Below are 10,550 nucleotides of genomic sequence, written 5' to 3' on the forward strand. Positions count from 1 at the left end.
GGTGCGACGGCCGGGGATGCAGCGGGCGCATAAGCAGCCGGTGCGGCGGACGATGATGCGGCGGGCGCATAAGCGGCGGGTGCGGCGGCCGAGGACGCGGCGGGCGAATACGCGGCGGGTGCATTGGCCGACGATGCAGCATGCGCGGGGGCCGACGATGCGGGCGCATACGCGGCGGGTATCGCGGCGGAAGTCGCAGCAAGCGGCGACGCGGCAGCCATCGGCGTGGCGTGCGTCGGCGCGCCTGGACGGGCTGGTGCCAAGGCCGGCAGCTCGACGCGGGTCGCGGCGCCTACCAGCGGGGCGACCGGTGTGGAAACTGGTTGCGAAGCAATAGGTTGCGCGGCCGACGACTGCGCGGTCGCGGGTTGCAGCGGCGTCGGATACGACGCCGCTGAGGGCATCGCTGCCGAACTCGCCTCAACGGGCGAGCCGTCTTCTTCCGGCTGGGCCGACGACGCAAATGCCGATTGATACGCGGCAATCGAGCGCGACGGCGTCGTGTAGCCGGGTTGCGGCATGGCGGGCGGCGCCGCCGTGTAGGGGCGCGCTTCTTGCCGTTCGGGCGCGGCGCCATAAGCTGCGGCGGGCTGCGCGCCGTAAGGTGCAGTGGGCTGCGCGCCGTAAGCCGAGGCGGGCTGCGCGCCATAAGGTGCAGTGGGCTGCGCGCCGTAAGGTGAGACCGCCGGCCCCTGCGGACGCGAATCCGAAGGCGCGGCAGCCGCCGCCCCGGACGCGCCAGCGCGCGACGACATGTCGCGTTGCGGCGTGTCCGACGCAGAATCCTCGAACGCGCCATCCACCGTGGCCAGTACTTCCACGCCGCCGTCCACGCTGCGGTTGGACACGATCAGCGCGTCCGGGCCCAGCGCCAGGCGCACCTGGCGCATCACGTCACGGCTGTTGGCGCCTACAAAGCGGCTTATCTTCATTACCCATTACTCCCGCCGATCAGCGCGGTCACGCGGACCATGCGCTCATCCGGTATTTCCGTATTCGACAACACGCCCAGCTGCGGCAAATGGTGGCGCAGGAAGCGCGACAGCGGCGCGCGCAAGACTGGCGATACCAGCAGCACCGGCGCATTGCCCTGCGCTTCCTGGCGCTCGACCGCCGCCTGCGTTTCGCGCAACAGCGTGTCGGCCAGGCCGGGCTCCAGGCCGCCGCTGGTCGTCATTGCCTGCGACAGCACGCGTTCCAACTTCACGTCCAGCCCAATGACCCGTAACTCGCCTTCGCCCGGGAACCACTGCTGCGTGATCGCGCGGCCCAGCGAGCGGCGCGTCAGCATGATCAGTTCGTTGATGTCGGGTTGACCGCCCGTGGCCGCCGCCTGCGCCGCCAGGCGCGGGCCGTGCTCGGACAGCGTATCGATAATGGTGCGCATGTCGCGGATCGGCACTTCTTCCGACAGCAAGCCTTGCAGCACCTTCTGCAACGCCGTCAACGACAGCGTCTTGGGCACCAGGTCTTCCACCAGCTTGGGCGCGTCGCGGCCAATGCGATCCAGCAGCTGCTGCACTTCCTGGCGACCCAGCAGGTTCGAACCATGGCGGTGCATCAGGTGATTCAAGTGCGTGGCCACCACCGTGCCCGCGTCCACCACCGTGTAACCGGCCACCTGCGCCTGATCGCGCAAGCCCCCATCGATCCACAGCGCCGGCAAGCCGAACGCCGGATCGGTGGTGGGCGTGCCCTTGATCTGAATGGTGACGCCGCCCGGGTCGATGGCCAGCCACTGACCCGGCATCGCCACGCCATGGCCCACTTCCACGCCCGACAGCAGGATGCGGTAATCGTTGGGCTTCAGTTCCAGGTTGTCGCGAATGTGCACAACAGGCGGCAAAAAGCCCACGTCCTGCGCGAACTTCTTGCGCAGGCTGCGGATGCGATGCAGCAGCTCGCCGTTCTGCGCGTGGTCCACCAGCGGGATCAGGCGATAGCCCACTTCCAGCCCCAGCTGGTCCACCATGGACACATCGTCCCAACTGGCTTCGGCGGCTGCCGCCTGCGCTTGTGTGATCGCGGCCGGCGGCACCACTTCCGCGGCTTGCGCAGCCGCCAGGCGCCGCTTGTGCAAGGTCCAGCCACCGTAGCCCAGCGCGGCGGCCAGTGTCAGGAACGCCACGTGCGGCATGTTGGGGATCAGGCCCATGATGCCGATGATGCCGGCCGTCAGGAACAGCACGGCCGGGTTCGAGAACAGCTGGCTCATGATCTGCTGGCCAACGTCCTGGGCGGTCGACACGCGCGACACCACCACGCCGGCTGCCGTCGAAATCACCAGCGCCGGAATCTGCGCGACCAGGCCGTCGCCGATCGTCAGCAGCGTGTAGACGCGGCCCGACTCGGCCATCGACATATCGTGCTGGGCCACGCCCACGATCAGGCCGCCAATTACGTTGATCACCATGATCAGCAGGCCGGCGATGGCGTCACCGCGCACGAACTTGCTGGCGCCGTCCATCGACCCGAAGAAGTCGGATTCCTGGGACACTTCGGCGCGGCGCTTGCGCGCTTCGTCTTCGCCGATCAGGCCCGCGTTCAGGTCGGCGTCGATGGCCATCTGCTTGCCGGGCATCGCGTCCAGGGTGAAGCGCGCGCCCACTTCGGCAATTCGGCCCGCACCCTTGGTGATAACGATGAAGTTGATGATGGTCAGGATCACGAACACGATGATCCCGACCGCAAAGTTGCCGCCCACCAGGAAGTGGCCAAACGCCTCGATCACCTTGCCCGCCGCGTCGGGGCCGGTGTGGCCGTGCAGCAGCACGACGCGGGTGGACGCCACGTTCAGCGACAGGCGCAGCAACGTTGCAAACAGCAGCACGGCCGGAAAGGCGGCAAAGTCCAGCGGCTTGCGCGTGAACATGGCCACCAGCAGGATCATCACCGACAGCGCAATGTTGAAGGTGAACAGCAGGTCGAGCAGGAACGTGGGCAGGGGCAGCACCATCATGCCCAGCACCATCACGATCAGGACCGGGCCTGCCAGAAGCCGCGCATGGCCGGCCCCGCTACTCTTCAACATGGTGAGCAAAGCGCTCATACCTTAGACTCCTTGTGCTGCGGTTTTTGCTTGCGGGTCCAGCTCGGCGGGCACGGCCAGCCGGGTCGGGGCCGTCGGTTGGACGCCCCATCCCGACCGCCACGAACGCAGCTGGAAGACCCACGCCAGCACTTCCGCCACCGCGGTATATAGCTCGGCCGGGATTTCCTTACCCAGGTCGACGTGTTGATGCAATGCGCGCGCCAACGGCGGCGCTTCCAATGTGGGAATACGGTTTTCGGCAGCCAGCTCGCGGATCTTGGCAGCGATCAGGCCGGTGCCCTTGGCAATCACGCGCGGGGCGCCGCTTTTTTCCTCGTCGTACTTCAACGCCACGGCGTAGTGGGTCGGGTTGGTCACGACCACATCCGCCTTGGGCACCTCCGACATCATCCGGCGCCGCGCCGCCTGGCGCTGCTGCTGCCGGATACGCGCCTTCACGTGCGGATCGCCTTCGCTTTCCTTGTGTTCCTGGCGCACATCCTCTTTGGACATGCGCAGCTTTTTCAAATGGCTCCAGATCTGCCATGGCACATCCAGCAGCACAATCACCAGCAGCGAGGACACGATCAACGCGCAGCAGATCGCCACCAGCGACAGCGCCTTGATCAGCGCGGCCGACGGGGCCACGTGCATCAGGCCCAGCATGTCGTCGTGGTAGCGCCAGATGACCCAGACGGCCACCCCACCCACCAGCAACGCCTTGGCCAGCGCCTTGATCAGTTCGACCACCGTCTGCGACGAGAACATCCGCTTCAGGCCGGCGAACAGGCTCAGCTTCGAAAAGTTGGCTTGCAAGGGCTTGCCGGAAATCACGATGCCGCCCAGCAACACGCTGGACAGCACGGCCACCACCGCCAGGACGCCGAATACGGGCAGCAAGGCGGTCAGGGCGTGGCCGAAGCCGATCACGGCCTGCTCCACCATCACGCCCGGGTCCGTCACGATGCGCTGGTCGAACGCCAGGCCGTTGTGCAGCACGCCGCTCATGCCCTGGTACAGCGAACCGCCCAGCGCCCAGATCACCCCGACACCGGCGGCCAGCATCATGAACGTTCCCAGTTCGCGGGAACGCGCAATCTGCCCCTCCTCGCGCGCCTTTTCCAGGCGCCTGGGAGAGGCTGCTTCTGATTTCTCGAGGTCGCTTTCTTCAGCCATGCTCTGCGGTGTCGTTGCGGCTCGCGGATTTTCGGATTACGAGCCGCCCGCCGAGATTCTAGGATTGCCCGGGGTTGGGCGATAAGCCAAGAAGCGGGAAGAAAGCGGCGCTATTCGCCGTTGCGCGCGACAGCGGGTGCGCGGGCGCCGTCCAGCGCCGCCTGGAAGCGCACGTAGTCCAGCCCGATACGGACGGCGCCCCAGTGTTCCGACCCCAAATAAAGCGGGACAGAAATGTCGTTGACGATCTCGCCGGTATCGCGCGAATAGGTCTGGAACAGCATCGCCCCGGTATTGGCCGCCAGCCGCGCACCAACCGGATCGTCAAAGATGCGCTTGTGCCGCGCCCGCGCAATGTCCTGCTGCGGGTCGCCGGTGGGCGGATGCGAAAAGCGCCCGTTATGGGCGGGCGCATAGCCGCGCGCATCCACCACCAAGGTGTAGATGCCGCCCGGCACGGCGTCCAGCACCTCGTCCAGCAGTTGCGTCAGGGCGTCGTCGATGGCCCGGTCGTAACGCGTGTGATAGCGCGGCGGTTCGCTGCCCGCGATGCGCTGGTAGTGGCGGTCGAACACGTCCACGCCCCGGCGCCGGGCATCGTCCAGCAGGCGCGTCGCCGCATCGCGAAAGCTCTCGACCACCTCGCACAGCTGGTCGAAGGCGGTACGGCCGGTGCGCACGTCCGCCAGCACCTCCTGCACGCTTTCCGTCTGGCGGCGGATGCGATCGATCTCGTCCGACATGCTGCCGACGCGGCCCAGCACATCGGCGCTCAAGGCGGCGATGCGGCCCACTTCCTGGCTCATGCCGTGGTTGGTGGCGTCAACGTCGCCAATGGCCTGCACGACCTCGTTCACTTGCAGGTTCATGCTGCCGAAATCGCGCACGAAGCGCTCGAAGTCGGTGCAAGTGCGACCCAGCACGGCGCCGGATGCATCCACGTCTTCGCGCAGCGTGCCGGTTTGCCGCTGGGTGGTGTCCACCAGGTCCAGCATTTCAACCGTATGCCGGCCGATATCGTTGGTCGCGGCGTTCACGCGTTCGGCCAGCCGCCCCACTTCGCTGGCCACCACCGCAAAGCCCCGCCCCGCGTCCCCTGCCCTGGCCGCTTCCACGCCGGCATTCAAGGCCAGCAGCTGGGTTTGCAGCGCAATGTCCTTGATGAGCTTGCTGATGTCCGCCACCGAGCGCGCGCGCACGGTCAGTTGACCCACCACTTCGGTAAACGCGGCCATTTCGCGCGTCATCCGATCGACCCGGGATTTGACGTCGGACAGCTCGTCCAGCGCCGCTTCGGCCGCATGCAGGTTCTTACCGGATACGTCGGCAATCTGGCGTGCATGTTCGGACGTGGACGCCGACAACGCGGCAATCTGCGCGCCGCTGTCGGCCAACGCGCCCGCCGCCCGCGCCTGCTCTTGCGCCAGGGCCGAGCAGCGCCCCGCCTGGTATTGCGTGCGGGCCGCGTTCAACGCGATTTCAATGCTGGATTGCCTGACGGTGACCACGCGCCCGCGCATGCGCGACAGGAAACGATGCAGGGGAAATACCGCGGGACTTAAGGAAAAGGTGCGTTCCGACAACGTGCCGTCGCCCCGGTTCAAGCGGCGTAACAGTGCCCACATGCCGCCGAGGCGGAATACGGATCTGGCCATGATGGACCTCCTTGTGCTGGCCCGGACCGCCTTCTGTGGGCGTCCGTTGCCTGGCGCGCGGCGCGCGCCTTGTCTCGTACTGCAAGGCCCCCCTGCTTATTCTTCTATGCACGCGCCGCCGGCGGCCAGGCCGGGCGGCGCGATGGGTCGATCAGAACCCCAGGCTGGCCAGCAGGTCATCAACCTGGTCCTGGCTGGTCACCACATCGGTCTTGCCCTGCGGGCTGATCTGCGGACCGTTCAACAGGCTGTTGGCCTCGTCGCGGCGTTCCTGCGGCACGTTATCCAGCAGCACCTGCAACAGCTCGCGCTCAATCGCGCCGACCACGTCCATCATGCGCATGATGACCTGGCCCGTGAGGTCCTGGAAATCCTGCGCCATGATGATTTCCATCAGCTTGGACTGCGTCTGCTGGGTCTGCTTGGGCACGTCCGCCAGGAAGGCACGCGTGTCCTTGACGAGTTCGCGCGCTTCGGGCATCTCCAGGGGCTGGTCGTACCACTGCTGCCAGCGGCTATCCAGCGCCTGCGCCGAACGCGACATGCCGTCCTGGATGGGGCCGGCCTGCTCGGTGGCGTTCAGCACGCGGTTGGCGGCCTGTTCGGTCATCTGCGCCACATAGCGCAGGCGATCGCGCGCATCGGGGATGGCGTTGGCGGCGTCTTTGATGGCCTGATCCAGGCCCAGCTCGCGCATGCTGTCGCGCAACATACGCGTCAACGAGGCGATCCGATGGATCAAATCAGGGTTTTCGCCGGCGGGTTCTACATGTTCCGTTGTGCTCATTGCACACCTCAGCCCGCAATTTTCTCGAAGATCTTGGTGAGCTTTTCTTCCAGCGTTGCCGCGGTGAAAGGCTTGACCACGTAACCGTTGGCGCCGGCCTGGGCCGCCGCGACGATGTTTTCCTTTTTGGCTTCAGCCGTCACCATCAGCACCGGCAACGAGGCCAGCGATGCGTCGGCGCGGATCTGCTTGAGCATTTCCAGGCCGTCCAGGTTGGGCATGTTCCAGTCGGACACGACGAATTGGAAGCCGCCGTTACGCAGCTTTTCCAGACCGATCGCGCCGTCTTCGGCCTCGTCGACGTTCTCGAAACCCAGCTCTTTGAGCAGGTTGCGGATGATCCGTCGCATGGTGGGGAAGTCATCCACCACCAGAATCTTGATGCCCTTGTCTACCATCTTTCACTCCAGAAGAAATTTGCTTGAGATCGATCGGGGTGCAGTCGCGTTACACGCGGTGCCCACGGTCGCCCAGGCGAGTCAGAATGCGTTCGCTAATTGCCGACAGCGCAACCACTTCGTCGGCCGCGCCAATGGCGATGGCCTCGCGCGGCATGCCGAACACCACGCAGCTGGCTTCGTCTTGCGCGATGGTGTGCGCGCCCGCGCGGTGCATGGCCAGCATGCCGGCCGCGCCGTCCTTGCCCATGCCGGTCAGGATGACGCCGATGGCGTTCTTGCCCGCGGCCACGGCAGCGGAATTGAACAACACGTCCACCGACGGGCGGTGGCGGTTGACCGGTTCGCTGGCTTCCAGTTCGATTACGTAGTTGGCGCCGCTACGGCCCAGGCGCATGTGCGTGTCGCCACCCGGCGCCAGATACACGTGGCCCGGCAGCACGCGGTCGCCATGGACCGCTTCGCGCACCGTCACCGCGCACAGCGCATCCAGCCGCTGCGCGAACGAACGCGTGAAGCCGGCGGGCATGTGCTGCGTAATAAGAATGGCGGGGCTGTCCGGCGGCAAGGGTTGCAGCACTTCGCGGATGGCCTCGGTGCCGCCCGTGGAGGCGCCCACGATCACCAGCTTTTCCGAGCTGGCCAGCGGCCGACGCAACATCGGCGCGGGCGCGGCCGGCGCGGCGTGCGGCGTGGGCGCGCGCAACTTGGCGCGCGAGGCGGCACGGATCTTGTCGGCGATGATCTCGGTGTATTCCAGCAGGCCGTCGCGGATGCCCAGCTTGGGCTTGGTCACGAAGTCGATGGCGCCCAGCTCCAGCGCGCGCAGCGTGATTTCACCGCCGCGCTCGGTCAGCGACGACACCATCACCACCGGCATCGGCCGCAGGCGCATCAGCTTTTCCAGGAAATCCAGCCCGTCCATGCGGGGCATTTCCACGTCCAGCGTCAGCACGTCTGGGTTGTGGCGCTTGATCAGGTCGCGGGCCACCAGCGGGTCGGGCGCGGTCGCAACGACTTCCATGTCCGGCTGGCTGTTGATGATTTCGGTCATCAGCCCGCGCACCAGCGCGGAGTCGTCTACACACAAAACGCTTATTTTTTTCATTGCTTGCTGCCTCGACCCGTTCAGGCCTTACTCGCACATTCGTAGACGGTCTGCCCGCGCAGACGAAAATCACGGCTGATGTAGGTGAAGTTCTCGGAGTGCCCCGCAAACAGCAGGCCGCCCGGCTTGAGCAGCGGCGCAAAGCGCTCCAGGATCTTCGCCTGTGTCGGCTTATCGAAATAAATCATGACGTTGCGGCAGAAAATCACGTCGAACTTTTCGTTGATCGGCCAGCTGGGCGCCAACAGGTTCAACGTTTCGTACCGCACCATGTCGGCAATCTCGGGGCGCACGCGGACTTGGCCGGCGTTGGCGCCACGGCCCTTCAGGAAGAAGCGGCGCAGGCGCTCGTCTTCCATCTTGGCCACGCGTTCGGCCGGATACACGGCGGCGCGCGCGCGGTTCAGCACGTTGGTGTCGATGTCGGTGGCCAGCACCGTGGACGATGCCGCGCGCGGGCCCAGGGCCTCGACCAGCGTCATCGCAATCGAATAAGGTTCTTCGCCCGTGGACGCCGCACAGCACCACACCGACACCGGGCCGCCGCGCTTTTGCGCGAAGTCGGCCAGGATGGGAAAGTGATGCGACTCGCGGAAAAACGCCGTCAGGTTCGTCGTCAGGGCATTGACGAATTCTTCCCACTCGTGGGCGTCGGGCTCGTTTTCCAGCTGGTCCAGATAGCTGCCGAAGTCGTGGCGGCCCAGCGCGCGCAAGCGTCGGGCCAGGCGGCTGTAGACCATTTCACGCTTGTGCGTGCCCAGCGAGATGCCCGCGCGCGCGTGGATCATCTTGCGGACGCGGGAAAAGTCCGCGTCACGAAAATCGAATTGGCGGTCCACCGAGATGGACGGCGCCTGGGTTGCCGCAGTTGCCACGCGATTCCTCAGTGCCCAAGCGCAAACGCGTCAGGCGCTTGCAAACGAGAGTCTTCATCGGACGGGCGCGCCGAAGACAGGCGATGCGCCGGTACTTCGATGACTTCGCCCGCATTGATCTTGAACACCGCCACGGCTTCCGCCAGGCGTTGGGCCTGCTCTTGCAGCGAGCCCGCCGCGGCGGCCGCTTCTTCCACCAGCGCCGCGTTCTGCTGCGTGACTTCGTCCATCTGCGACACGGCGCGGTTGACCTGGTCGATGCCGCTGGATTGTTCTTCCGAGGCCGCCGAGATCTCGCCCATGATGTCCGTCACGCGCTTCACCGACGCCACGATTTCCTGCATGGTCGCGCCCGCGCGTTCCACCTGCTGCGAACCGGCGCCAACCTTGCTGACCGAGTCTTCGATCAAGCCCTTGATTTCCTTGGCGGCCTGCGCGCTGCGCTGCGCCAACGAGCGCACCTCGCCCGCCACCACCGCAAAGCCCTTGCCCTGCTCGCCCGCGCGCGCCGCTTCCACGGCGGCGTTCAGCGCCAGGATGTTGGTCTGGAATGCGATGCCGTCGATCACAGACACGATTTCCGAGATCTTGCGCGAGCTGGCCGAGATGTCGTGCATGGTGTTGACCACTTCCGACACCGCCGAACCGCCCCGCTCGGCAACGTCCGACGCGCTGGCGGCAAGCTGATTGGCCTGGCGCGCGTTGTCGGCGTTTTGCTTCACCGTGGACGCCAGCTGCTCCATGGACGCGGCGGTTTCTTCCAGGGACGCCGCCTGCTGTTCGGTACGGCTGGACAGGTCCGTGTTGCCGGCCGCGATTTCATGCGAGCCCACGTTGATTTCGTCCACGCCCCGACGCACGGTCGACACCGTGCGCGTCAGGCTTTCCTGCATGCGTTTCAAGGCGGCAAACAGCTGGCCGATTTCATTGGTGTTGCGCACGTCCACGCGCGCGGTCAGGTCGCCGCCCGCGATGCGGTCAAAGTGATGACCGGCCTCTTTCAGCGGCAGCAGCACGCGGCGGCGCAGGAAGATATAGGTGGCGAACACCAGCAGCGCGGCGATCACGCCACCGGCGGCCACGGCGATCAACACAAATTGGTAACGCACCTGCGCCACTTCGTGCGCGTCCAGCATCTTGCTGGCGCGCCAGAAATCAAAGCCTTCGACGGCGCGGGCAAAGCGCCCTTCCAGCGCGTCCTGCACCGTCTGCACCTGCTTCTGGTAGGCGGGCATGTCGGCCTTTTCCAGCGCGGCGACCAGCGGGGTCAAGCCCTGCTGCACCAGCGCGGCGTACGACGCTTCGATTTCTTTCAGCGATTCGGCGGCTTCCGCCGGTTGCGGCAGGCTCTTGTAATACTCGTATTCGGCCTGGCCCTTGTTCATGGACGCCTTGGCGCGTTCCAGCAAACCGGTGGCTTCCGCCGACAGGCCCGTCGTCAGCAAGGTGGCCTGGCCCACGCTGCCCACGATGTCGGCATAGTTGGCGGTGGCGGCGCGGCCCAGGCCGCTCATCGTGTC

The 10,550-nt window shown here is 66.1% G+C and carries 8 protein-coding genes and 1 pseudogene; all 9 read right to left on the reverse strand.

What is annotated here, in order from left to right:
- Positions 1-932 (reverse strand): annotated as a pseudogene (locus ACNPP0_RS10310) (flagellar biosynthesis protein FlhF); the annotation flags it as partial.
- Positions 932-3,049 (reverse strand): flagellar biosynthesis protein FlhA, encoded by a 2,118-nt coding sequence (gene flhA, locus ACNPP0_RS10315; protein WP_448705815.1) that lies wholly within the window; start codon positions 3,047-3,049, stop codon positions 932-934. The pseudogene ACNPP0_RS10310 and the gene flhA, both read right to left, overlap by 1 nt.
- Positions 3,050-3,052: 3 nt before the next feature.
- Positions 3,053-4,207 (reverse strand): flagellar biosynthesis protein FlhB, encoded by a 1,155-nt coding sequence (flhB, locus tag ACNPP0_RS10320; RefSeq protein ID WP_332607598.1) that lies wholly within the window; start codon positions 4,205-4,207, stop codon positions 3,053-3,055.
- 110 nt (positions 4,208-4,317) lie between these two features.
- Positions 4,318-5,862, reverse strand: a complete 1,545-nt coding sequence (locus ACNPP0_RS10325; protein ID WP_448705816.1) for a methyl-accepting chemotaxis protein — start codon at positions 5,860-5,862, stop codon at positions 4,318-4,320.
- A gap of 151 nt (positions 5,863-6,013) precedes the next feature.
- Positions 6,014-6,649, reverse strand: coding sequence for a protein phosphatase CheZ (gene cheZ / locus ACNPP0_RS10330; protein WP_006219034.1), 636 nt, complete (start codon positions 6,647-6,649; stop codon positions 6,014-6,016).
- An 8-nt stretch (positions 6,650-6,657) separates the two neighbouring features.
- Positions 6,658-7,047: a chemotaxis response regulator CheY gene (gene cheY / locus ACNPP0_RS10335; protein ID WP_006219033.1), complete on the reverse strand. Its 390-nt coding sequence runs from the start codon at positions 7,045-7,047 to the stop codon at positions 6,658-6,660.
- A 49-nt stretch (positions 7,048-7,096) separates the two neighbouring features.
- Positions 7,097-8,155, reverse strand: a complete 1,059-nt coding sequence (gene cheB, locus ACNPP0_RS10340) for a protein-glutamate methylesterase/protein-glutamine glutaminase (protein WP_332607597.1) — start codon at positions 8,153-8,155, stop codon at positions 7,097-7,099.
- 20 nt (positions 8,156-8,175) lie between these two features.
- Positions 8,176-9,030: a CheR family methyltransferase gene (locus ACNPP0_RS10345; RefSeq protein ID WP_046806440.1), complete on the reverse strand. Its 855-nt coding sequence runs from the start codon at positions 9,028-9,030 to the stop codon at positions 8,176-8,178.
- Positions 9,031-9,038: 8 nt separating this feature from the next.
- On the reverse strand, positions 9,039-10,550 hold a 1,512-nt coding region (locus ACNPP0_RS10350; RefSeq protein ID WP_448705817.1), incomplete at its 5' end, for a methyl-accepting chemotaxis protein.

It is taken from the genome of Achromobacter semiaridum (assembly GCF_053543755.1).

Excerpts from the sequence above, each read along its gene's own strand:
- ACNPP0_RS10325 (WP_448705816.1), bottom strand. The coding sequence starts at position 5,862 with ATGGCCAGATCCGTATTCCGCCTCGGCGGCATGTGGGCACTGTTACGC.
- cheB (WP_332607597.1), bottom strand. The coding sequence starts at position 8,155 with ATGAAAAAAATAAGCGTTTTGTGTGTAGACGACTCCGCGCTGGTGCGC.
- cheZ (WP_006219034.1), bottom strand. The coding sequence starts at position 6,649 with ATGAGCACAACGGAACATGTAGAACCCGCCGGCGAAAACCCTGATTTG.
- cheY (WP_006219033.1), bottom strand. The coding sequence starts at position 7,047 with ATGGTAGACAAGGGCATCAAGATTCTGGTGGTGGATGACTTCCCCACC.
- flhA (WP_448705815.1), bottom strand. The coding sequence starts at position 3,049 with ATGAGCGCTTTGCTCACCATGTTGAAGAGTAGCGGGGCCGGCCATGCG.
- flhB (WP_332607598.1), bottom strand. The coding sequence starts at position 4,207 with ATGGCTGAAGAAAGCGACCTCGAGAAATCAGAAGCAGCCTCTCCCAGG.